This window comes from Phenylobacterium sp. (assembly GCF_030679875.1).
GTDB lineage: Bacteria > Pseudomonadota > Alphaproteobacteria > Caulobacterales > Caulobacteraceae > Phenylobacterium.
The window spans coordinates 276,741-299,406 of record NZ_JAUXSP010000015.1; the positions used below are offsets into that span (position 1 = coordinate 276,741).

Annotated in this window: 23 protein-coding genes; 17 read left to right on the plus strand and 6 right to left on the minus strand. The window is 67.9% G+C overall.

Going from position 1 to position 22,666, the window contains the following annotated elements; genetic code table 11:
• Window positions 1–49: 49 nt before the first annotated feature.
• From Q8K84_RS09410 to Q8K84_RS09420, 3 genes are read left to right on the plus strand one after another with little or no spacing between them, the layout of a single operon-like run.
• The gene (locus Q8K84_RS09410; protein ID WP_305282383.1) at window positions 50–655 is read left to right on the plus strand and encodes an ATP-dependent Clp protease proteolytic subunit; all 606 of its coding nucleotides are present in this window, start codon (window positions 50–52) and stop codon (window positions 653–655) included.
• A 1-nt stretch (window position 656) separates the two neighbouring features.
• Complete coding sequence (locus Q8K84_RS09415) at window positions 657–2,267, plus strand: alpha-amylase family glycosyl hydrolase (protein ID WP_305282384.1); 1,611 nt, start codon at window positions 657–659, stop codon at window positions 2,265–2,267.
• A gap of 37 nt (window positions 2,268–2,304) precedes the next feature.
• Window positions 2,305–3,405, plus strand: a complete 1,101-nt coding sequence (locus Q8K84_RS09420; protein ID WP_305282385.1) for an aromatic ring-hydroxylating dioxygenase subunit alpha — start codon at window positions 2,305–2,307, stop codon at window positions 3,403–3,405.
• A gap of 19 nt (window positions 3,406–3,424) precedes the next feature.
• Here the strand turns inward: Q8K84_RS09420 and Q8K84_RS09425 are convergent, their stop codons facing one another.
• Window positions 3,425–4,405 carry a hypothetical protein gene (locus tag Q8K84_RS09425; protein ID WP_305282386.1) on the minus strand — a complete coding sequence of 327 codons (981 nt, stop codon included), beginning with the start codon at window positions 4,403–4,405 and terminating at the stop codon, window positions 3,425–3,427.
• A 149-nt stretch (window positions 4,406–4,554) separates the two neighbouring features.
• Here Q8K84_RS09425 and Q8K84_RS09430 point away from each other — a divergent pair, with 149 nt between their 5' ends.
• Complete coding sequence (locus tag Q8K84_RS09430; protein WP_305282387.1) at window positions 4,555–5,277, plus strand: alpha/beta fold hydrolase; 723 nt, start codon at window positions 4,555–4,557, stop codon at window positions 5,275–5,277.
• A 21-nt stretch (window positions 5,278–5,298) separates the two neighbouring features.
• Here Q8K84_RS09430 and Q8K84_RS09435 read toward each other — a convergent pair whose 3' ends face one another.
• Window positions 5,299–5,925 (minus strand): glutathione S-transferase family protein, encoded by a 627-nt coding sequence (locus Q8K84_RS09435; RefSeq protein WP_305282388.1) that lies wholly within the window; start codon window positions 5,923–5,925, stop codon window positions 5,299–5,301.
• 75 nt (window positions 5,926–6,000) lie between these two features.
• Here Q8K84_RS09435 and Q8K84_RS09440 point away from each other — a divergent pair, with 75 nt between their 5' ends.
• On the plus strand, window positions 6,001–7,662 hold the full coding sequence (locus Q8K84_RS09440; protein WP_305282389.1) for an acyl-CoA dehydrogenase family protein: 1,662 nt from the start codon (window positions 6,001–6,003) through the stop codon (window positions 7,660–7,662).
• Between the two features lie 19 nt (window positions 7,663–7,681).
• On the opposite strand, the gene Q8K84_RS09445 is transcribed toward Q8K84_RS09440, so the two are convergent.
• Both Q8K84_RS09445 and Q8K84_RS09450 read right to left on the minus strand, forming a co-directional pair.
• Window positions 7,682–8,296, minus strand: coding sequence for a TetR/AcrR family transcriptional regulator (locus tag Q8K84_RS09445; protein ID WP_305282390.1), 615 nt, complete (start codon window positions 8,294–8,296; stop codon window positions 7,682–7,684).
• 116 nt (window positions 8,297–8,412) lie between these two features.
• Window positions 8,413–9,063: a TetR/AcrR family transcriptional regulator gene (locus tag Q8K84_RS09450; protein ID WP_305282391.1), complete on the minus strand. Its 651-nt coding sequence runs from the start codon at window positions 9,061–9,063 to the stop codon at window positions 8,413–8,415.
• A gap of 414 nt (window positions 9,064–9,477) precedes the next feature.
• On the opposite strand from Q8K84_RS09450, the gene Q8K84_RS09455 reads away from it, so the two are divergent.
• A complete protein-coding gene (locus Q8K84_RS09455) occupies window positions 9,478–9,684 on the plus strand; it encodes a twin transmembrane helix small protein (protein WP_305282392.1) in 207 nt (68 codons plus the stop codon).
• A 7-nt stretch (window positions 9,685–9,691) separates the two neighbouring features.
• The gene (locus tag Q8K84_RS09460) at window positions 9,692–10,267 is read left to right on the plus strand and encodes a cob(I)yrinic acid a,c-diamide adenosyltransferase (RefSeq protein WP_305282393.1); all 576 of its coding nucleotides are present in this window, start codon (window positions 9,692–9,694) and stop codon (window positions 10,265–10,267) included.
• 7 nt (window positions 10,268–10,274) lie between these two features.
• Here the strand turns inward: Q8K84_RS09460 and Q8K84_RS09465 are convergent, their stop codons facing one another.
• Window positions 10,275–10,541: a hypothetical protein gene (locus tag Q8K84_RS09465; protein WP_305282394.1), complete on the minus strand. Its 267-nt coding sequence runs from the start codon at window positions 10,539–10,541 to the stop codon at window positions 10,275–10,277.
• 142 nt (window positions 10,542–10,683) lie between these two features.
• Between Q8K84_RS09465 and Q8K84_RS09470 the strand changes: the two genes are divergently transcribed.
• From Q8K84_RS09470 to Q8K84_RS09515, 10 genes are all read left to right on the plus strand, one after another.
• Window positions 10,684–11,433, plus strand: a complete 750-nt coding sequence (locus Q8K84_RS09470) for an electron transfer flavoprotein subunit beta/FixA family protein (protein WP_305282395.1) — start codon at window positions 10,684–10,686, stop codon at window positions 11,431–11,433.
• Entirely contained in the window at window positions 11,433–12,365 is a 933-nt protein-coding gene (locus Q8K84_RS09475; protein ID WP_305282396.1) for an electron transfer flavoprotein subunit alpha/FixB family protein, read from the plus strand. Before Q8K84_RS09470 ends, Q8K84_RS09475 begins: the two co-directional genes overlap by 1 nt.
• Before the next feature lie 214 nt (window positions 12,366–12,579).
• The gene (locus Q8K84_RS09480; RefSeq protein WP_305282397.1) at window positions 12,580–13,458 is read left to right on the plus strand and encodes a 3-hydroxybutyryl-CoA dehydrogenase; all 879 of its coding nucleotides are present in this window, start codon (window positions 12,580–12,582) and stop codon (window positions 13,456–13,458) included.
• Window positions 13,459–13,569: 111 nt separating this feature from the next.
• Complete coding sequence (locus tag Q8K84_RS09485) at window positions 13,570–14,829, plus strand: EAL domain-containing protein (protein WP_305282398.1); 1,260 nt, start codon at window positions 13,570–13,572, stop codon at window positions 14,827–14,829.
• Window positions 14,830–14,890: 61 nt separating this feature from the next.
• Entirely contained in the window at window positions 14,891–15,754 is an 864-nt protein-coding gene (locus tag Q8K84_RS09490; RefSeq protein WP_305282399.1) for a TIGR01459 family HAD-type hydrolase, read from the plus strand.
• A 254-nt stretch (window positions 15,755–16,008) separates the two neighbouring features.
• Window positions 16,009–16,431, plus strand: a complete 423-nt coding sequence (locus Q8K84_RS09495) for a MaoC family dehydratase (protein ID WP_305282400.1) — start codon at window positions 16,009–16,011, stop codon at window positions 16,429–16,431.
• Between the two features lie 33 nt (window positions 16,432–16,464).
• Window positions 16,465–17,370, plus strand: a complete 906-nt coding sequence (locus Q8K84_RS09500; RefSeq protein WP_305282401.1) for a bifunctional riboflavin kinase/FAD synthetase — start codon at window positions 16,465–16,467, stop codon at window positions 17,368–17,370.
• 195 nt (window positions 17,371–17,565) lie between these two features.
• Window positions 17,566–20,505, plus strand: coding sequence for an isoleucine--tRNA ligase (gene ileS / locus Q8K84_RS09505; RefSeq protein WP_305282402.1), 2,940 nt, complete (start codon window positions 17,566–17,568; stop codon window positions 20,503–20,505).
• 12 nt (window positions 20,506–20,517) lie between these two features.
• On the plus strand, window positions 20,518–21,009 hold the full coding sequence (gene lspA, locus Q8K84_RS09510) for a signal peptidase II (RefSeq protein WP_305282403.1): 492 nt from the start codon (window positions 20,518–20,520) through the stop codon (window positions 21,007–21,009).
• 78 nt (window positions 21,010–21,087) lie between these two features.
• Entirely contained in the window at window positions 21,088–21,636 is a 549-nt protein-coding gene (locus Q8K84_RS09515) for a DUF3035 domain-containing protein (protein ID WP_305282404.1), read from the plus strand.
• 9 nt (window positions 21,637–21,645) lie between these two features.
• Here Q8K84_RS09515 and Q8K84_RS09520 read toward each other — a convergent pair whose 3' ends face one another.
• The gene (locus Q8K84_RS09520; RefSeq protein ID WP_305282405.1) at window positions 21,646–22,599 is read right to left on the minus strand and encodes a TraB/GumN family protein; all 954 of its coding nucleotides are present in this window, start codon (window positions 22,597–22,599) and stop codon (window positions 21,646–21,648) included.
• Between the last annotated feature and the right edge of the window lie 67 nt (window positions 22,600–22,666).

The following is a 22,666-nucleotide window of genomic DNA, read 5'->3' on the forward strand; positions in this document are numbered from 1 at the left end:
GCGCTGCAAGTCGCACGTTCCGCCCCACTGATGAATCTAGGAGAGCGTAATGGGTTTCCGTCTCGAAGATGAAGACGACGACGAAAAGGGCCGCCTTCCCGACATGCCGATGAGCGCCGGGCCGGTGCAGAACGCCCTGTTCAAGTCGCGTACGGTCCTCATCTTCGGCGAGATCGACATGCGGCTGGCCGAGCGCGTCTCGGCCCAGCTTCTGGCCCTGGCCTCGGACGGCAAGGGCGACATCAAGGTCTTCGTCAATTCCCCCGGCGGCCACGTCGAAAGCGGCGACACCGTCCACGACATGATCCGCTACTGCGGTCCGCAGGTGAAGGTCATCGGCACCGGCTGGGTGGCCAGCGCCGGCGCGCACATCTTCCTGGGCGCCACCAAGGAAAACCGCTTCTGCCTGCCCAACACCCGGTTCCTGCTGCATCAGCCCATGGGCGGCGTGCGGGGCCAGGCTTCGGATATTCAGATCGAAGCCCAGGAGATCGTGAAGATGCGCGAGCGGGTCAACCGCATCATCGCCCGCGAAACCGGCCAGCCCTATGAAAAGGTGGTCACCGACACCGAGCGTAACTTCTGGATGAACGCCGAGAAGGCCGTCGAGTACGGGCTGGTCTCGAAGGTCATCGAGAACGCGACGGCGGTCTGACATGGCGCCCTGGTGGAAGGGGGCGGTGGTCTACCACATCTACGTCCGCAGCTTTTTCGACAGCGACGGCGACGGCCACGGCGACCTTGCGGGCGTCATGGCCAAGCTGGACTATCTGAAGAGCCTCGGGGTCGATGCGATCTGGCTCTCCCCCATCCACCCTTCGCCCAATCGCGACTGGGGCTATGACGTCGCCGACTATGACGACGTCCACCCCGACTACGGCTCGGTCGCCGACTTCCAGGCTCTGACCAAGGCCGCCCACGCCCTGGGCATGAAGGTGCTGCTGGACGAGGTGCTGTCGCACACCTCCGATGAGCACCCCTGGTTCGCCGCCAGCCGCGACGAGGGGGCCGACGGCGACAAGGCCGACTGGTATGTCTGGGCCGATCCCGCCGATGATGGGACCGCGCCCAACAACTGGCTCAGCGTCTTCGGCGGCCCGGCCTGGGCCTATCAGCCGGCGCGCCGCCAGCACTATCACCACAAGTTTCTGCGCCAGCAGCCCAAGTTGAACTGGCGCCAGCCAGGCGCCAAGGAAGCCGCCCTGAAGGTCCTGGACACCTGGCTCGCCCGGGGCGCGGACGGCTTCCGTCTGGATGTGGCCAACGCCTTTCTCCACGACGCAGCCTTGACCGACAATCCGCCCATTCCACCGGGGGAGCGAACCCGGTCCGACTGGGGCCATGCCAGTGACATGCAGCGACACCTGTTCGACTCCAACCTGCCGGAGAACATCCCGCTGCTGGACGAGGTCCGCCGCCGGGTGGAGGCCCACGGCGGCGACCGCTTCGTGTTCGGGGAGTTCTCGGAGGAAGAAGAACGCTGCGGCGCCTATTGCGCCCCCGATGAGGGGCTGCATTCGGCCTATACCTTCGTCCTGCTCAAGGCCCGCCGGATGGCCGCCCAGGTGTTCAAGGATCACTACCAGACCCTGGGCGCCCACCCTGGCCACTGGCCGACCATCTCCTTCTGCAACCATGACGTGGCGCGCACGCTCACCCGCTTCGGCGGACCAGAGGCGGGGCCGCCCATGGCCAGGCTCATGCTGGCCCTCCTGATGGCCCTGCGGGGCACCATCCTGCTCTATCAGGGCGAGGAACTTGGGCTGCCGGAGGCCGAGCTGTCCCGCGGCGAGCTGCGCGATCCCGTCGGCGACCTCTACTGGCCTATCGCCAAGGGCCGGGATGGGGCGCGGACCCCCATGCCCTGGCAGGCCGAGGGCGCCCATCTGGGCTTCTCCAATGGATCAGCCTGGCTGCCGGCGGCCGAGGCCCACCGCCCCCTGGCCGTTGACCGCCAGGAACTCGACCCCAAGTCCACCCTGGCCTTCGCCCGCCAGATGATCGCCCTTCGGAAGGCCTCCCGCGCCCTGACCCACGGGGAGATCGAGTTCCTGGACACGCCTGAGCCCGTCCTGGCCTTTCTCCGCCGGCACGAGGGACAGACGGTCGCCTGTGTCTTCAACATGAGCGCCCGGACCGCCCGGGCCGAACATCCCGCCCTGACCGGCGGTGAACTGCTGCCGGTCGCATCAGGGGTCTGTGAGAGCCTGCCCGGCGGGCTGGCCCTTGGTCCCTATGCCTGCCGGTTCCTCAAACATCCCTCATGACAGGTGCGGGGCCCCCAAAGCCCCGCTAGAAGACGCCATGGCCGAAGGCGACAGCAAGAGCTCCACCGCGACATCCACCCGATTCGGTGAGGGCTTCCTCACCGACATCTGGTACTTCGCCGCCCTGTCGTCGGACCTGAAGCCCGCCAAGCTGCAGCGCTTCGAAATCCTGGGCGAACCGATTCTGATCGGCCGGGGCCGCAAGGGGGGGGCCTATGCGGTGCGCGACATCTGCCCCCACCGGGCTGCGCCGCTCTCGGCCGGAAAGCTGACCGCCGAGCCAGACGGCCGCGAAAGCGTCGAATGCCCCTATCACGGCTGGCGCTTTGGCCTCGACGGCGCGTGCACGGCCATTCCATCCCTGGTGGCCGACCAGGCGATGGACGTCAGCAAAATCCGGGTCCGGCGATATCCGGTGCGCGAGAGCCAGGGGATGGTCTTCATCTGGATCAGCGCCGATCCCCGCTTCGACGGTGAACCTGACATCGAGCCGCCGGTCTTCCCCGGCGTGGTTGGCGGCAAGCCCAAGCTGGTCGACCGCATGACGTTCGACGCTCATATCGACCACGCCGTGGTGGGCCTGATGGACCCGGCGCACGGCCCCTATGTGCACCAGCAGTGGTGGTGGCGCTCGGCCAAGAGCCAGCATGAAAAGTCCAAGCCCTTCGAACCCCGCGACGCCGGCTTCGCCATGGTCCGCCACGAGCCGTCCAAGAACAGCCGGGCCTACGCCATCCTCGGCGGCCAGCCCCTGACCGAAATCTCGTTCCAGATCCCCGGCCTGCGCTGGGAGCATGTGACGGTGGGCGAGCGCCAGGTGCTGTCGCTCACCTGTCTGACGCCGCTCAATGCGAGCCAGACGAAGATCACCCAGATCGTCTGGTCCGATCATCCGGCCTTCTGGTTCCTGCAGCCGCTGATCGCGGCTGGGGCCCGGGCCTTCCTGCGCCAGGACGGCGACATGGTGAACCTGCAGAACGAGGGCCTGCGCTACGATCCCAGCCTGCTGTGGATCGATGACGCCGACCGCCAGGCCAAGTGGTACCAGCAGCTCAAGCGAGAATGGACCCAGAGCCGCCGGGAAGGCCGCGCCTTCGTCAATCCCGTCGAGCCGACCCGTCTGCGCTGGCGGAGCTAACCTCGACTATCCTCAGCCCTTAGGCGGCCTCCGGCTGACCCACCAGCTCAATGGGGGCGAAGCCGCCTTGGATCGTCCAACTGATCCGGGCCCCCAGCTGAGCGGCCAGGGCCATGGGCTCGGCGCGCTCGAAGGGCGTCGCGGCGGCCTGGGCGTGGGTCAGGGTCAGCTGAAGGATCGGGTGGCGTTCGAACAGGCCGCTCCTGGGGTCTCGAAGATCTCCATGGACCACCACTTCCACCGCATCCAAAGGCAGGAATCCCAGCATCTCGACGGCGAAACGAAGGGCTGCGGCGCAGACATTGGCGCCCTGCATCTGATTTCGCTTCCCGATCGGCGCCGGACGGAACACCGCGCGGCCCTGCGGAAGCCGCTCGGCCTCCTCGGCTGGCATGGCGGCGAGGTCCAGGGCCTCGATCTGCACCTGGAACTGGCCCTTGGCCGGCGAGCAGAACCGGAACCGCTCTACGGCCCCGTAGGCTTCGCTGAGTTGGGTGTGCTCGGCCAGGGACTCGTTGATCGTCCGCATGTCCAGTTCGGCGAGCTTGCAGGCGAAATCGATCTCCACATTGTGCGCCTGTGCCTCGCGCCAGGCCGTGCGATAGGCGTGCTCATCCTCGCTGGCGGCTTCGGCGACCCGCGCGGCCAACTGCCGGCGTTTGTCGCGGTCAGACCCGAACAGCTGAGCCAGCCAGCCCGGCTGATAGGCGTGCAAGGCTTGCCTGGCCTCGGCCTCCCGCTCCTGGGTACGAACGATATTGATCCGCGGTCGGGCGGCCACCGTGGCCCAGTCCCGGGGCTTGTAGGGGACCCGGTGGCACTGGATGAGACTGGCGATCCTGGCCGCAAGGGCGTCGGCCTCGGCGGCTGGCCCCAGGCGCCCGTCTTGCGCCCCGCCAAAGCGCGCCTGCTCGGCCTTGGCCTGAGCCGCGCGCTTTGCCTCGCGCTCGATCCGGTCCATGGTGAGTTCGATCGACTGATCGGGACGCATTTCGTCCATCAGAACCTCCTGCCGTCATCCGCTCTCTGGCGGCTTCGGAGCCATAATCGAATAACTGCGTTATCGAGCCTTTAATGCCCTCATTTAGAAATTCTGGCGTCGAAATCGCCTATGACGATTTGCCCCCTCAAGGGGAGGCGTTACGGACCATGGTCCTGGTCCACGGCTTCGCCTCCAACCGGAAGGAAGGCTGGCGGCGAACCGGCTGGTACGCCGCCCTGGAGCGGCGGGGAACCCGGTGCATTGCTCTGGACCAGCGCGGTCACGGCGAGAGCGAGAAGCTCTACGATCCGCAAGACTATGGCCGCGAGGCTCTGGGCGGTGACATTGTCGCCCTGATCGACCATCTGGGGCTGCAGCGGGTGGATCTGTTCGGATACTCCATGGGCGCCCGGACCGCCTTGGCCGCCGCCCTGGCCGCCCCTGACCGGATCGGCCATCTGATCCTCGGAGGGGTCGGCGAGCGGCTGCTGGAGCCGCGGGCCGAAGGCGCACCGACCGACGCCATGGCCCAGGCCATGCTGGCGGACGATCCCGAGACGATCAGCCATCCCATGCTGCGCAGCTTTCGCCACTTCGCCGACGAACAGGGGGAGGACCGCCGCGCCCTGGCGGCCTTTGTCGGGGCCCGCAACCCGCCTCTGGATACAGCGGCCATGGGCCAGCTTGACGTCCCGGTTCTGGTGGTCGCAGGCCAGAGAGACGAGGCCGCCGGCGACCCTGACGGGCTGGCGGGCGCCTTCCCGCAGGGTCGAGGCATCACGGTGGTCGGTTGTGACCACTTCTCCGCCATCCCCCACGCCCTCACCAAGGCCGCAACCTTCGACTTCCTCGACGGCATGCTGGATGACCCGTTCGGGGACCGCTTCTAGTCCTCGCAGGCCGAAGACGCCCTACCGCCCCAGGGCGTAGGGGCCGCCGCGTTCAATGGCCGCCTTGTAGGCGGGTCGGGCGTGCAGCCGGTCGAGCCAGGCGTCGGCATTGGGGTATTTGGGCAGCAGGCCAAAGGCCCGGGCGACCTCGCCGACGAAGCTCGTCTGGATGTCGGCGCCGGTCAGGGCCTGCCCCATCAGATAGTCCCGCCCAGCCAGGGCTTGATCCAGATAGGACATGTGGTTGTCGATTTCGCTGGCGATCCGCTCATGCAGCGGCCCGCCGGCCTCCCCCAGGCGCATGACGTACATCTGAAGCATCAGGGGCAGCATGGCCGAACCTTCGGCGTAATGCAGCCATTGCAGATAGGCCTCGTAGTCGGGGTCGCTCACCGCCGGCTGCAGCTTGCCCGCCCCGTGATGACGGATGATGTAGTCGATGATGGCGCCGGATTCGTGCACCGTGGCCTCACCATCGGTGACGACCGGCGACTTGCCGAGGGGATGGATGGCGCGGAGCTCGTCGGGCGCGAGTCGCGTCTTGGCGTCGCGCTCATAGGCCTTGATCTCGTACTCTACGCCCAATTCCTCCAGCAGCCAGAGGATGCGCTGCGAGCGCGATTCGTTGAGGTGATGGACGACGATCATGGCGGCTCCAGGGTTTGGCTTACATCGTATAGGGGTCGGGCGTGACCCACGGCAAGCTAGGCCTATAGTGATCCCATGACCTCCGCCCCCTCCCCCGACCGCGTGGCTGACGCCCCCACCCGCCTCCTGGCCGCCGCATCGGCCGCCGAGGCCTGTGTTGCCCAGGCCCGCATCACCCTGGCCGCCCGTATCGCGCCGGAGGGCCGACTGGACCGCCGCATTCTGGACGCCGAACAGCGGGCGGCCCACGGTCTGGCCTGGGCGGCGGCCTATGCCGAGACCCTGCGGCAGACCGCCGACTGGGCGGGCGCCCTGGCGGCGGCCGGGACCTGGGATGAGGCGAGCGCACGGCCGGCCCTGCTGCTGGCGCATGAATATCTCAGCCAGCTCGCCGGCGGCCTGCCCATGAGCCAGGGCGAGATGGCGCGGCCCGTCGATCTGGGCTTTGATCCCGCGAGGCTCTTTCCCGCCATCGCGGCCCTGGCGCCCGACGCCACGCCCGAGGCCCGCCAGCGCATTGTCGAACTCCTGGCCGAGGCCCGCGGGCGCCCCTCCCTCGAGACGAGCGGCCTGGACGAGACGCATCAGGCGATCTTTGCGCAGTTCACCGATTTCGCCGCCGAGAAGATCGCCCCCCTCGCCCACGGCTGGCACCTGCGCGATGAGCTGATTCCCCTGGCCCTGATTGAGGAGCTGGCCGCCCTCGGCGTGTTCGGCCTGACCTTGCCCGAAGGCTATGGTGGGGCGGGTCTGGGGAAGGTGGCCATGTGCGTGGTCTCTGAAGCCCTGTCCCGGGGCTATATCGGCGTCGGTTCCCTGGGCACTCGATCAGAGATCGCCGCCGAGCTGATCCTGGCCCATGGGACAGATGCGCAGAAGGCGCAGCTGCTGCCAGCCATCGCCTCGGGCGCGATGCTGCCCACGGCGGTCTTTACCGAGCCGGGGGCGGGTTCGGACCTGGCGTCCCTGCGCACCCGCGCCGTGCGCCAGGACGGCGCCTGGAAGGTCACCGGCGCCAAGACCTGGATCACCCACGCCGCCCGGGCTGATCTGATGACCCTGCTGGTGCGCACCGATCCCGACAGCGCCGACCACCGGGGTCTGTCCATGCTCCTGGCGCAGAAGCCGCGGGGGGAGGACGAACAGCCCTTCCCCGCCGCCGGCATGAGCGGCGGCGAGATCGCCGTCATCGGCTATCGCGGGATGAAGGAATACGAGATCGCCTTCGACGGCTTTGCGGTCCCCGAGACGGCGCTGCTTGGCGGACAGGAAGGTCAGGGATTTATCCAACTCATGGCCACCTTCGAATCTGCCCGGATTCAGACCGCAGCTCGCGCCATCGGGGTCGCCCAGAACGCCCTGGACCTGGCCCTGGACTACGGCCTCTCCCGTCGCCAGTTCGGCCAGCCCCTGACCGCCTTCCCCCGGGTCGCCGATAAGCTGGCCATGATGGCGGCGGAGATCCTCGGGGCCCGGCGCCTGGCCTGGTTTTCGGCCCGGGCCAAGGACGCGGGCCGCCGCTGCGATCTTGAAGCGGGCATGGCCAAGCTGACGGCCGCCCGTATCGCCTGGGCCTGCGCCGACAACGCCCTGCAGATTCATGGGGGAACGGGCTTTGCGGTGGAACAACCCATCAGCCGCCTGCTGGCCGACGCCCGCATTCTCAACATCTTCGAGGGCGCCGGAGAAATACAGGCTCAGGTGATCGCGCGGCGCCTGCTTGAGGGCGCCAATTGAGCCTTTTCAGGCTGCGGGCTCAGGCCGCCGCGGCAGCCGGCGCAAAGCCCCGGGCGATCAGGGCGATCTGGCGTTCCAGTTCAGCGCTCATCTGGTCGGGCCCGGCCTGTTCCCAGGCCGCCATCCGATAGTTCCAGGCATAGGCGGCCATCAGGGTGTCGACGATCAGGGCGATGTCGGCCTCGGCCGCCACCTCGCCTCGCGCGCGGCCATCGGCGATGCAGTCGTAAATCATGCCCCGGAGGCGGGGATTGCGCCCGTAGGGGACGGAATCCGACCCGGGACGCCAGTTATAGGCCGCCGCGATGTGGGCCAGGAACAGGGGCGTGCGCCGGGTCTCGAAGGCATAGTGCAGGGCGAAGATGGACGACAGTCGATCCACGACCGACCCCCGCAGATGCGGGGTGATGCGGTCAAGCTCGGCATAGAGGTCTTCGAGCCGATCCAGCATCACCTGGCTCAACACCTCGGCCTTGGAGGCGAAGCAGGTGAAGACGCTGCCCACCGCCACCCCGGCCTGGGTGGCGATCTCGCGCACTGTCGTCTCTTCGTACCCCACCGTCTCGAACAGCTGTCGGGCGGCGTCGAGAACGCGTCGACGGGTCGCCTCCTTTTGGGTCTGGCGTAGATTCAATTTCCCCCCAAGCGCGCTCTGACGGCGCGTCCTGATATCCGTCCCGCCGACAGGAGACCCGGCATGGCCCCCGGTAGCAAGCGCCTTTCCCTGGGGGGAGGCCAATCGACTCGCCCCTAGCCCCGGCGCGCCCCGGCCAGGATCACGCGGATCTGGTCGCGAGACCGGGCCTGCAGCGCATCCAGGCTCCAGCCGCCGAATACGGCCTGCGGGTAGTTGGCCAGGTAGTTGTCGAACAGCATCTGGCTGCGAAGCTTGATCTCGCACTCCTGGGACAGCTCTCCGCGCTCCACGCCAAGGGCCAGCTGGTCGGCGAACAGCTCAATGGTGTCCTGCATGGCCGGCAAGGCCCGGAGCGCCTGACCATCTTCGAACGACCACGACAAGCCAAGGGCCGCCCGGACCAGCGGCATCTGGCCGCGATAGAAGGCGTAGCCGGCGCTGAACGCCTTGAGCAGGGCGTCATCCACCGTACGACCTCGGGCCGCGGCCTCGGACATGGCGCTCTGTACGGCGTTCAGGTCCGAGGTCATGATCTCGCGGAACAGCTCGGACTTGTCGGTGAAGTTGGCGAAAACCGCCCCGGTGGACATGCCCGCAGCCGCGGCGATGTCCCGGATGGTCGCGCCCTCATAGCCCTGGGTGCTGAACAGTTCCCGGGCGGCGGCGAGCACCTTGGCCCGAGTCTGCTGCTTGGCCAGCGCCCGACGGGTGGGCATGCGGACACGGGTTTCGGCCTGGCCCTCGACCTCGGCGACGTGCTTCATCGACAGTACAACTCCAACTTGCCGTGGCGGGGGAGACCATCGGCGCATGCGCCCCACGGCGCCCGGAGAGACCGGGGCCACGGGGGCTGATTTCTAGGGCTTCCGCAGATCGTCGATGCGGTCACCGGGGCGGCACATTCGGCGAGTGCGTTCAGCTACTCGCGGTTCGGCTCTTCGAGCCCAGGAGATATCGGAATTATGTCGACCTTGCGGCGCGACCTGTTGTCGCAATTAAATCCCGTTAATATACAGAATGTTAACGCTGAAAACCGCGCGTCTGCAGCGCGGTTTTGATTGAACCAGATTCAGTGAGTGCGATCAACCGTTTGCGCGACTGCGAGGCGAAATCAGCTTTGTGCAAATCCGTGGCGAAGCCCTACATTCCATGAAGCTGAAGCATCCAGATGACAGGCCATGACCCAGATCTTCGCCGTGCTGATTCCCGCGAGCCTGCTCGCCGTCACCCTCACCCTTGGTGTGGGCATCTACGCGCTCTTCCGGGGCGGAGATTTTGGCCGCTCCTACTCCAACAAGCTGATGCGCCTTCGGGTCGTGCTGCAGGCCGCCGCCGTCCTGATCCTTGTGACCGCCGTTTGGTGGCGCAACACCTACGGGGGGTGAGCACGTCATGGTGGTCCTGAACCGAATCTACACCCGCACCGGCGACGGCGGCGCCACCCGGCTGGCCAATGGCGCCGAGGTGTCGAAGACAGACCTGCGGGTTGAGGCCTACGGGTCGGTAGATGAGACCAACGCCTGTCTGGGCCTGGCGCGCCTGCACACCGCTGACGACGCCCTGCTCCATCCCCTGCTGGAGCGGATCCAGAATGATCTCTTCGACCTGGGCGCCGATCTCGCCAACCCTCCGGCGGCCGGAGAGGATCCCGAGCGGGTCCTGCGGATCACTGAGGGCCAGGTGGCGCGGCTTGAGGAGGAGATCGACCAGATCAACAGCGCCCTGTCGCCCCTGACCTCGTTTATCCTGCCCGGCGGAACGCCTGCCGCCGCGGCCCTCCATCAGGCGCGCACCGTCTGCCGTCGGGCGGAGCGGGCGGCGGTCAGTCTGGCCCAGGCCGCCGATGTGGCCGCGCCGGCGCTGAAATATCTCAACCGTCTCTCAGACCTGCTGTTCGTGGCCGCCCGCCGCGCCAACGCCCAAGGGGCGCTTGACGTGCTCTGGAGGCCCGGGGCCACCCGGGGCTGACGCCGCCCTAAGGGACCGGGGCGGCCTCGGCCTGGGCCTCAGCCGCCGCGGCGGCCTGCTCGGCGGCCTTGCGCTCGGGGATGGTCCGGCCGGTGATATCGGAAATCAGCACTGGGCGGGCGCAAACCCGGCCATCGGGATCCCACCAGTCGCCTTTCGCCTCACAACGCTCTGCGGGCCGGACGACATAGACCTGGTAGGCGAATATCCCAACCAGGGAGAGGACGAAGACGCCCAGGAAAACGAGTTTCAGACGGTCGATGGTGCGGCTCATCGGATGGCTCATATTCGGGCTTTTTCTCCCTGGCTAGGCTCGACATCGGCGCAAAATGCCCCATGTCCCTGACTTGCAAACCGCGCGGGAAACGTTATGCCCCGTGCGTCCCATTCTTACGCAATGCGAATTTGAGGCTTTCATGAAGGTGTTGGTCCCGGTCAAACGGGTGATCGATTACAACGTCAAGCCCCGGGTGAAGTCCGACGAAACCGGCGTGGACCTCGCCAACGTCAAGATGTCCATGAACCCGTTCTGCGAGATCGCCGTCGAAGAGGCGGTCCGTCTGAAGGAAAAGGGTGTCGTCACTGAGGTCGTCGCCGTCTCGATCGGCCCGGCTCAGGCCCAGGAAACCCTGCGCACGGCGCTGGCCATGGGCGCCGACCGCGCCATCCTGGTGCAGACCGACGCCGACCTGGAGCCCCTGGCCGTCGCCAAGGTGCTGAAGGCGGTCATCGACGAAGAGTCCCCAAACCTGGTGGTCATGGGCAAACAGGCCATCGACGGCGACAATAACGCCACCGGCCAGATGCTCTCGGCCCTGCTTGGCTGGCCCCAGGCCAGCTTCGCCTCCAAGCTGGAGATCGCTGGCGACAAGGCGACCGTCACCCGCGAAGTGGATGGCGGCCTGCAGACCATCGAGGCTCCGTTGCCGGTCATCATCACCGCCGACCTGCGCCTGAACGAGCCGCGCTATGCGTCTCTGCCCAACATCATGAAGGCCAAGAAGAAGCCCCTCGACGCCAAGGACATCGCGTCCTACGGCGTGGACATCGCGCCGCGCCTGAAGGTGGTCAAGGTCGCCGAACCGCCGAAGCGCAGCGGCGGCATCAAGGTCGAAAATGCGGCCGATCTGGTCGCCAAACTCAAGAATGAAGCGGGGGTGCTCTAATGGCCGTTCTCGTCATCGCCGACCACACCGGCGGCGCGCTCAGCGACAACACCCACAAGACCGTCTCGGCCGCCAAGGCCATCGGCGGCGACATCGACATCCTGGTCACCGGCAAGGACTGCAAGTCCGCCGCTGAGGCCGCCGCGAAGATTGAAGGCGTGCGCAAGGTCCTGCTGGCCCAGAGCGACGACCTGGGTCACGGCCTGGCCGAGGCCATCGAGGCGGTCGTGGTTCCGCTGATGTCCGGCTACGACGCCGTGCTGACCCCGGCCACCTCGCAGGGCAAGAACTTCTCGCCCCGCATCGCGGCCAAGCTGGACGTCTCGCACATCTCCGACATCGTCGAAGTCGTTGACGCCTCCACCTTCGTGCGCCCGATCTATGCGGGCAACGCCCTGGAGACCGTGCAGTCCTCCGAGGCCAAGAAGGTCATCACCGTGCGCCCGACCGCCTTCAAGGCGGCTGGCGAAGGCGGTTCGGCCTCGGTCGAGGACGTCGATGCGGGCGCTGGCGCCGGCGCCACGAAGTTCGTGACCGAAGAGATCGTGAAGTCCGAACGTCCGGAACTGACCGGCGCCAAGATCGTGGTCTCCGGCGGTCGCGCCATGGGCTCGGCTGAAGAGTTCCAGAAGGTCATCGAACCCCTGGCCGACAGGCTGGGCGCCGCCGTCGGCGCCAGCCGCGCTGCGGTGGACGCCGGATACGCCCCCAACGACTATCAGGTGGGTCAAACCGGCAAGGTGGTCGCGCCAGAGCTCTACATCGCCATCGGCATTTCGGGCGCTATCCAGCACCTGGCCGGCATGAAGGACTCCAAGGTCATCGTGGCGATCAACAAGGACGGCGATGCGCCGATCTTCCAGGTCGCCGACTATGGACTGGTGGCGGACTACAAGGCCGCCGTGCCCGAGCTGATGACGGCCCTGGGCTGATCCTCCCCGGCCCTCTGGCTTCTGAGATGCGAGGCGGCGCCCCAAGCGCCGCCTCGTTTCGCTTCAGGGTGCGGCTTTGGCGCCACAAGGGATGACCCCTTCACATTGCGGCGCAACATAAAGACCTTGGCGGGGCCGCCTTCGCCCATGTTAGAAAGCCGTCACAGACCAGAGGCGGCCCTTAGGGCGGCCCGCAGATTTGGGGCGAATGGACATGGTTGAGATCAGATCGGTGGGCGTGATCGGCGCCGGCCAGATGGGCTCCGGCATCGCGCACGTCTGCGCCCTGGGCGGCTACGACGTCCTCCTGCATGACGTCAGCCCCGAGCGGATCGAGGCGGGCCTCGCCCACATCGATCAGGCCATGTCCCGCCAGGTATCCCGGGGGCAGATCGATGCGGCCGCCAAGGATACGGCCCTGGCGCGCATCAAGCCGGCGGCCGAACTGCAGGCGGTGGGCGCCACAGACCTGGCCATCGAGGCGGCGACGGAGAACGAAGAGGTCAAGAAGTCGATCTTCCGGGCCCTTTCACCCCATCTCGGGGCCAACACCCTGCTGGCCTCCAACACCTCGTCCATCTCGATCACCCGCCTGGCCTCGGCGACGGATCGGCCCGAACGGTTCATCGGCCTGCACTTCATGAACCCGGTGCCGCGCATGAATCTGGTGGAGATCATCCGCGGGATCGCCACCGATGCGGTGACCTATGAGGCGGCGGTCAATTTCGCCCGCTCCCTCGGCAAGACCACCGCCAACGCCGAAGACTTCCCGGCCTTCATCGTCAACCGCGTCCTGGTGCCGATGATCAATGAGGCGATCTACACCCTCTATGAGGGCGTCGGCACGGTTGAGGCCATCGACACGGCCATGAAGCTGGGCGCCAACCATCCGATGGGCCCCCTTGAGCTGGGCGACTTCATCGGCCTGGACACCGTCCTGTCGATCATGAACGTACTTTATGACGGCCTGGCCGACTCCAAGTACCGGCCCTGCCCCCTCCTGGTGAAGTATGTCGAGGCGGGCTGGCTGGGCCGCAAGGCGGGCCGCGGCTTCTACGATTATCGCGGCGAAAACCCCGTCCCCACCCGCTAGAGCCCAGAGGCCTGCGGCCATTCCGCCCCCGGCTTGGGCGCAATCGTTAATCTGTTCGACTTGCGCCCCCGGCGTGACCGATACTGCCAGGCGATTCGAACAGGCGGGTTCATGCGAAGGCTGACGCTTGCGCTGCTCTGCGGCGCCTATCTCTGTCTGGCGCTGATCATCGCCCTTTCCCTCTGGCGGAATGGCGGCGGCTGGGGTGCGGGCGTGGCGGCCCTGGTGGGCGGCCTGGGCCTGGCCTTCGCCTTTCACGGCCTGATCGAGCATGCGCTCACCGCCACCGGCCTGCGCGGCGAGATCGCCGCCCTGCGCGACGCCCACCGCATCCTGATCGACCAGGTCGAAAAGGTGGACGCCCGCCTGTCCCAGGTGGTCGAGACCGTGACCGACGACGCCCTGCGCCGCTCCGAGGAGTTGTCTGACGAAGTCCATATGCTTGAGGACCTAGTCCAGCGCATGGGCCAGCGGCTGGAGGAGCGGGTGACCGCGCCGCCGGTGCACAGCCGGCCGGGCCACGATCCGCGGCGCGAGGCGGCCCTGCTTGAGACCGTCCGCGGCGCCCTGGCCGACAACCGGGTGGATCTGTACCTGCAGCCCGTCGTCGCCCTGCCCCAACGCAAGACCATCTTCTACGAAAGCTTCTCGCGGCTGCGGGATGAGAGCGGCCGCATCCTGATGCCGGCCGAGTACATCAGCGTGGCCGAGGCCGAGGGCCTGATGACGGCCATCGACAACCTGCTCCTGTTCCGTTGCGTGCAGATTGTCCGCCGCCTGGCCAAGCAGGACCGCAAGGTCGGGATCTTCTGCAATGTGGCGGCCACCAGCCTGGGCGACGAGAGCTTCTTCCCGCAGTTCCTGGACATGCTGTCAGCCAATCGCGATCTGGCCGGGGCCCTGATCTTCGAACTGGGCCAGGGCGCGTTTGAGGCCCGCGGCTCGGTTGAGGCGCGCAATATGGCCAAGCTGGCTGATCTCGGCTTCCGCTTCTCTCTCGACAAGGTCACCGACCTCGACTTCGACCTGCAGGACCTCGCCCGCTCCGATGTGAAGTTCGTCCGGGTCGGGGCCCAGATGCTGCTGGACGAGATGGTCGAGATGGACGGGCGGCTGGTGCTGAAGTCCCTGCCCGACCTCGCCGCCGAGGACTTCTGCCAGCTGACGCGACGCTATGGGGTCGAGGTGATCGTCGAGAAGGTGGAGAGCGAGCGGCAGATCGTCGACCTGCTGGAACTGGAGGTCGGCTACGGCCAGGGCCACCTGTTCGGCGAGCCGCGGCCGATCCGCGAGGCTGTGCTGGCCGAGGCCGATCCCCCGGCGGACTTCCTCCGCCAGGGCCTGCGCCGACGGGCTGGCGGCCGGGCCTGAGACCTGCGCTTCCGCACACCCCGATTGACCGCGGACCCGACGACCTTTACCGCCGCAGGCCATGACCAAGCCGCAGACGCCCCAGGGACTTTCCGACCTTATCGACCACTATGACGTCCTGCTGAGCGACGTCTGGGGCGTGATCCATAACGGTCGCGAGAGCTTCCCAGACGCCTGCGCCGCGCTCGCCCGCTGGCGCGCCGAGCGCGGACCGGTGATCCTGATCTCCAACTCCCCGCGCCCCTCGGCCGACGTGGTCGCCCAGCTCGACGCGCTGGGGGTGCCCCGGGAGGCCTGGTCGGCCTTTGTCACGTCAGGCGACGCCACCCGGCTGCTGCTGGCTGAGCGCGCCCCTGGTCCGGCCTGGCGGCTTGGGCCTGACCGGGACGCCCCGCTCTATGAAGGTCTGGGGCTTTCGTTCGAGGCCCTCGACAAGGCCGCCTTCATCGCCTGCACCGGCCCCATCGATGATGAGACCGAGGGCCCTGGCGACTATCAGGCGCGTTTCGAGGGCGCGGCGGCGCGGGGCCTGGAGATGGTCTGCGCCAATCCCGACATCGTCGTCCAGCGCGGCGACAAGCTGATCTATTGCGGCGGCGCGCTGGCCCAGCTCTACGAGACCCTGGGCGGCAAGGTGCTGATGGCCGGCAAGCCGCATGCGCCCATCTACGATCTGTGCGTCGCCGAGGCCGAGCGCCTGACCGGAAAACCGACGGATCGCGCCCGCCTGCTCTGCATCGGCGATGGGGTGGCCACCGACGTCAAGGGCGCCAACGCCCAGGGCCTGGACGTGATGTTCGTCGCCGGCGGCATCCATGGGGCCGAGACGATCACCGACCAGGGCCTGGACCCCGCCGCCGTCGAAGCCTTGCTTCGCCAGGAAGGGGCCGAGGCCCGCTGGGCGATGGCCGGTCTGTCCTGGTAAGCGCCTACGGCGCCGGTCCATCCACCGGCGTCTGTGGCGGCGGCGTGACCGGATCGGCGGGTGTCTGGTCGCACGCGGCCAGTAGAACCAGGGCCGCAGCGACCCCAAGCAACGTCTTGCGCATGTCCCTCTCTCTCCCCATTGGAACCCTGTCAGGGCCATCTTCGGCGCTGATTGGGGCTCGCGTCCAGCGCAAGCGCCTTCGCTTTGTGCAGGGTTGCGTCTATGCAGGGCCAAAAATGGGGAGCGTTTCCTTGCCGGGACTATTCTTCGAGGACCTCAGTCTGGATCAGAGCGCGCAGATCGCCCGCACGGTCAGCGCCGCCGATGTGGAGGCCTTCGCTGCGGTGTCCGGCGACGACAATCCCCTGCATCTGAATGACGCCTATGCCGCGACCACCCCTTTCAAGCGCAGGATCGCCCACGGCATGTTGACTGGCGCCCTTATCTCCGCCGTCCTCGGCTCCCGCCTGCCAGGCCCCGGCGCGGTCTATGTCTCGCAGAGCCTGCGCTTTCGCCGCCCCGTGGGGATTGGCGACGAGGTCACCACGACGGTCACGGTCCGCGAACTGGACCCCCGACGGAGCCAGGCCACCTTCGCCACCGTCTGCACGGTCGCAGGCAAGACCGTGGCCGACGGCGAGGCCGTGGTTCTCGTGCCCAAGCGGGACGCCTGAACAATGCGTGTGATCAAGGGATGGAAGGGGCTCATGGCCCGTGATCGCGGCGCGGCCGTCGCACTCGGGAACTTCGATGGCGTCCATCGCGGCCACCAGCAGGTGATCGCCCTGGCCGCCCAGGGCGCCCAAGAAAAGGGCGCGCCCCTGGGCGTCATCAGCTTCGATCCGCATCCGCGGCAGATCTTTGCGCCCAATGCGCCGGCATTTCGCCTGATGCGGCCGGGTCAGCAGGCCCGCGCCCTTGAGGCCCTGGGCGTGGACCTGTTCTACGTTCTGCCCTTCGACCAGGAGATGGCCAGCCTGACCGACCGCGATTTCGCCCAGCAGGTCCTGCATGCGGGCCTGGGGGTGGCGCACGTGGCGGTGGGGTTCGACATCTCCTTCGGCAAGGGCCGCACAGGGAGCCCCGCGACCATGAAGGACTACGGGCAGGACTTCGGCTTCGGCGTCTCGGTGGCCGCGGCCGTGGCCGATGACAGCGGTGAGAAATACTCCTCGACCGCCGTCCGTGACGCCCTGAGGGATGGTCAGCCCGAAGCCGCCGCCGCCATCCTGGGTCGCCCCTTCGCCATAGAGGGCGTGGTCCAGCGGGGCCGGCAGCTGGGCCGCGAGCTCGGCTTCCCCACGGCCAATGTCCAGGTGGACGACTATGTCCAGCCCAGGTTCGGCGTCTACGCCACCCGCACCCGCCTGCCCGACGGGCGCGAGGTGCCCGGCGTGGCCAATATCGGGGTCAATCCCACCGTGGGCGAGGTGGCCCCGGTGCTGGAGGTCTGGCTGTTCGACTTCGACGAGGACATCTACGACCAGACCATCGAGACCGACCTGATCACCTTCCTGCGGCCAGAGCAGAAGTTCGCAAGCCTGGACGCCATGGTGGAGCAGGTGATGCGCGACGCCGGCCAGGCCCGCCAGATCCTGATGCCGGACTTCTGAGGCCGGTCACCGGACTTAAGCGCCAAGCCTAAAGGGCTCGCCCGCGCCGCGACGGTCTGCTAGGACCGCCCGATGACGAGGGGCCGCAAATCCTTGCGAATTACGCGCCCGGCGTGACGCCGCCGGAGCCTATGATCCAGCGCGCGCCGGGACCTGTTCCGCCCTCCTCCGCCTCCGACTTGGACGAAAAATCCCATGGCCGACGACGCTGAAAAGCGCACCGCTTCCCCCGAAACTGCGGGACGCGACTATCGCGAGACCGTCTTCCTGCCCCAGACCGACTTCCCCATGCGCGCAGGCCTGCCGCAAAAGGAGCCGCAGATCCTGGCCAAGTGGGACGAAATTGGCCTCTATCACGCCGCCCGCAAGGCCCGTCAGGCCGCCGGCGCGCCGCTGTTCGTCCTGCACGACGGGCCACCCTACGCCAATGGCGCCATCCATATCGGCCACGCCCTGCAGAAGACCCTGAAGGACTTCGTGGTCCGCTCGCGGTTCGCCATGGGCTACGACGTGGACTTCGTGCCCGGCTGGGACTGCCACGGCCTGCCCATCGAGTGGAAGATCGAGGAGGAGCTGCGCAGCAAGGGCCGTCGCAAGGACGAGGTCTCCAAGGCTGAGTTCCGTGAGAAGTGCCGCGCCTATGCCGGCCAGTGGATCGACGTCCAGCGGGACGGCTTCAAGCGCCTGGGCGTGCTGGCTGACTGGGAGAACCGCTACGCCACCATGGACTATCGGAGCGAGGCGGCGATCGTCGCGGAGTTCCACAAGTTCGTGGCCTCGAACCAGCTCTATCGCGGCTCAAAGCCGGTGATGTGGAGCCCGGTGGAGCGCACGGCTCTGGCCGACGCCGAGGTCGAGTATCACGACCACGTCTCGCCGACGATCTGGGTCAAGTTCCCGGTGACCCAAGGCTCCGACGCCGCCCGCGGCGCCAGCGTGGTCATCTGGACCACCACGCCCTGGACGATCCCGGCTAACCGGGCGATCGCCTATAACGAGTCCATCGCCTATGGCGCCTATCTGGTCGAGGCCCTGGAGGAGGGGCTGGAGTTCGAACCCTGGGCCAAGCCAGGCGACAAGCTGATCGTCGCCGACAAGCTGGCCGAGGAGGTCTTCAAGGTGGCCAAGATCGGCAAGTGGCGCAGGATCGAGACCATCGACTGCCAGGGCATGGTCTGCGCCCACCCGCTGGCGGCCCTCGACAGCCACTACGCCTTTAGCGTGCCCCTGCTGGCCGGCGACCATGTGACCGAAGAGGCGGGCACCGGCTTTGTCCACACCGCGCCTGGCCATGGCGCCGACGACTATGTGGTCTGGTTGGCCCATGGCCATCGGGAGATCCCCGAGACGGTGGACGCCGACGGCGCCTACTATCCGCATGTGCCCCTGTTTGGCGGGCTCAAGGTTCTGGAGACCGAGGGCAAGAAGTCCGGCAGGTTCGGCCCCGCCAACCCCGCGGTGATCGAAAAGTTGATCGAGGCCGGCGGCCTGCTGGCCCGCGGCCGGCTTGAGCATTCCTATCCGCACTCCTGGCGCTCCAAGGCGCCGGTCATCTTCCGCAACACCCCGCAGTGGTTCATCCGCATGGACGAGCCCCTGGATACGCCGGAACACGGCGGCCGCACCCTGCGCGAGACCGCGCTGGAGTCCATTGAGGCCACCGCCTTCTATCCCGAGGCCGGGCGCAACCGCATCCGCACCATGGTCGAGAGCCGGCCCGACTGGCTGATCAGCCGCCAGCGGGCCTGGGGGGCGCCGCTGGCCATGTTCGTCGACAAGGAGACGAACCAGCCCCTGCACGATGAAGAGGTCAACGCCCGCATCATTGCGGCCATCGCCGCCGAAGGCGCCGACGCCTGGTTCAACCGGCCGGTGACCGACTTCCTGGGCGCCCACGACGCCGACCGCTACGAGAAGGTCGAGGACATCCTCGATGTCTGGTTCGACTCAGGCTCCACCCACGCCTTCACCCTTGAAAACCGCGAAAACACCCGCTGGCCCGCCGACCTCTATCTCGAAGGCTCCGACCAGCACCGCGGCTGGTTCCAGTCTTCCTTGCTGGAGAGCTCCGGGACCCGGGGCCGCGCGCCCTATAACGGCGTCCTCACCCATGGCTTCACCATGGATGAGAACGGCGAGAAGATGTCCAAGTCCAAGGGCAACACCGTCGATCCGCACCAGATCATCAAGGAGTCCGGGGCCGAGATCATCCGCCTGTGGGCGGCCATGGTCGACTATTCGGACGACCAGCGGATCGGCAAGACGATCCTCGCCACTACGGCCGACGCCTATCGCAAGCTGCGCAACACCCTGCGCTACATGCTGGGGGCGCTGGCCGGCTACAGCCCGGCCGAGGCCGTCGCCGTCGACGACATGCCGCCCCTGGAGCGCTACATCCTGCACCGGCTCCACCAACTGGATGGCGAAGTGCGCGACGCCTATGCCGCCTACGCCTTCCAGGACGTGATCCGCCCGCTGATCGCCTTTTGCCAGGAGGACCTGTCGGCCCTGTTCTTCGACGTCCGCCGCGACGCCCTCTATTGCGACCAGGCCTCGACCCTGCGCCGTCGGGCGGCCCGCACGGTGATGGACGCCGCGTTCGAACGGCTGACGGTCTGGCTCGCCCCGCTCATGCCCTTCACCACCGAGGAGGCGTGGACGATGCGCTTCCCTGAGGCCGGGTCCAACGCCCTGCGGGTCTTCCCTGAGACACCGGACGTCTGGGCCAATCCTCAGGAAGCCGCCCGCTGGGCCAAGGTCCAGGCGGTCACCGCCGTGGTCACCGGCGCCCTGGAGGTGGAGCGTCGCGAGAAGCGCCTGGGCGCCGCCCTGGAGGCCGCCCCTGTGGTCCATATCAACGACCCCGACCTGCTGGCCGCCCTTGAGGGTCTCGACGCCGCCGAGGTGTTCCGCACCAGCCAGGCGACCCTGGTCGCCGGCGATGGCCCTGCTGGCGCCTTCCGCCTGGCTGAGAGCCCCGCCGTGGCCGTGGAGCCCCTGCGGGCCGAGGGCAAGAAGTGCGCCCGCTCCTGGCGGATCCTGCCCGAGGTGGGCGACGACCCCCGCTACCCCGACCTGTCCCTGCGTGACGCCGAGGCCGTGGCGGCCTGGGACGCCGCCCACGGCGCGGCCTGAGGCGATCTGGGCATGACCCTCTCACACCTGATCAACCGCCACGGCTGGACCGCCTATGGGCTGGCCCTGGCGGTCATCGTCCTCGACCAGCTGTCCAAGCACTGGATCCTGTTCGTCTATGACCTGCCAGCCAAGATCAGCGAGCAGGTGGTCGGTCCCTTCTTCCTGACCATGGTCTGGAACCAGGGGGTCAGTTTCGGTCTCCTGCGGGCCGACCAGGATCTCGGCCGCTGGCTGCTGGTGGCCTTCTCGGTCCTGGTGGCGATCGCGCTGGCGGTGTGGGCGCGGCGGGGCGACCGGACCCTTATGGCCCTGGCGCTGGGGCTGGTGATGGGCGGGGCGATCGGCAACGCCATCGACCGCGCCCGCTTCGGCGCGGTGGTGGACTTCCTGGATTTCTCGCGGCTCTATTTTCCGTGGGTGTTCAATATCGCCGACGCCGCCATCTCCGTGGGGGTCGTTCTGCTGCTGATCGATGGGTTCAGGCGCGACGCCAAGACCTAAGGACATTGGCGCCGCGCCCCTGTTTGCGCTAATGCAATGGACTTTCCGGCCGGGGGCGGCCTTTGGGAGCGTATTGTGATGACCCTCAACCGCGTGATCCTCGCCGGCGCCCTGGTGGCGACCGTCGGTCTGGCCGGCTGCAGCTCCACCCGCTCGGCCCTTGGCATGACCAAGGTGACCCCGGATGAATTCCGGGTCGTCACCAAGGCGCCCCTGGTGGTGCCGCCTGACTATTCCCTGCGCCCGCCGGCCCCTGGCGAGCCGCAGCCCCAGGAGCTTCGCCCCGAAAGCGCGGCCCGCGCCGCCCTGGTGGGCGAGCGTGAAGGCATGAACCGCAGCGCTGGCGAGCAGCAGCTGGTGGCCAAGGCCGGTCTGGCCGGAGCCGACCCCCTGATCCGCTACGTGGTCGACGACGAGTTCGGCGACATCGCCCACAAGGACAAGGGCTTCGCTGACCGGGTCATGTTCTGGCGTGGGAACGAGGCTCCGGCCCAGCCCGCCGGTGCTGATCTGTCGGGCCCGGTGGACGCCGAGGCCGAACAGGCCCGGGTCAACGCCATCACCGGCGGCGGCGACGTCGTCATCCGCCGCGACGCCAGCAGCCGAATCAAGCTGCCAGGCCTCTAAGGCTCGGCCTCAGTCCTCCGCCGGCGTCCTGATCTCGTAGCCGAGCGCCCCCAGGCGATCGAGCACGCCCCCCTGCGCCAGCAAGGGGCGCAACTGCACCACCGCAATGCTGTGCCCTGGCCGCTTCAGGGCGGCGACAATGGCGGCGGTCTGGTCGGCCTTCAGCCGGGCGTCCAGCTCCGCAGCTCCAGGCGCGGCGGCGATGCACCGCTCGTAGCTCCGCTCGCCGCCGAGGGCGTCTCGCACACGCCCCCAGGCCCAGGCCCGGGCCGCGGCCTCCGCTGAGGCGGGGCCGGCCTCCACAGCGGCCAGGGCTTCCATCACGCAGGCCTGCTGCGCGGCGGCTGGCGTACGCACCACGGCGGCCAGAAGCGAGGCGGCGTCATAGGTCTTGGCCTCCACCCGGATTCCCCGCGCCGCGGCCATCCGGCCGATGGTCTTGGCGGGATCGGCCGCCGTCAGGCTGGCGGCGTCGCGATAGTCACTGACCAGCAACAGGGCCGCGGCCATGCCGTTGCGGGTCTTGTAGCGGTCGGCCGCCTGGCCGGCCTGGGTTCGGGCGGCGACAAAGCGCGCCCGCAATGGCGGCTCGAGGGTCTCCTCGAATGGCGTTGAGGACCGCAGCCTCAGCAGGCTGACCACCGCACCTGGCGCGGTCAGCAGATTCACGCTGGCGTTGTTGAAGGGCAGGATGACGACATTGGCCCCCTCCAGACGCCGCTCCAGCACGCTGGCGTCCCACCCCGACCCCTTGGGGATCACCGAGGGCGCGCCCATCACATAGACGATGGAATCGCCGTCCGAGACCCGCCACCAGGCCGGGCCGATCTCCCGGGCGGTGACCACCAGCTCCTCGACCAGCACCGCATCCGGATCTGTCGGCAGGCCGGCCGATGTCTGAGCCGCCGCCGCCAGGGGTGAGACCAGCAGCAGCAGTCCGCACAGGACGGCGGTCAGGCGCATCATCTTCTCCTCATGGGCCGCCCCCGCAGCCTGAATCGGCCTATAATGCCCTTTGGACCCAGGCTCG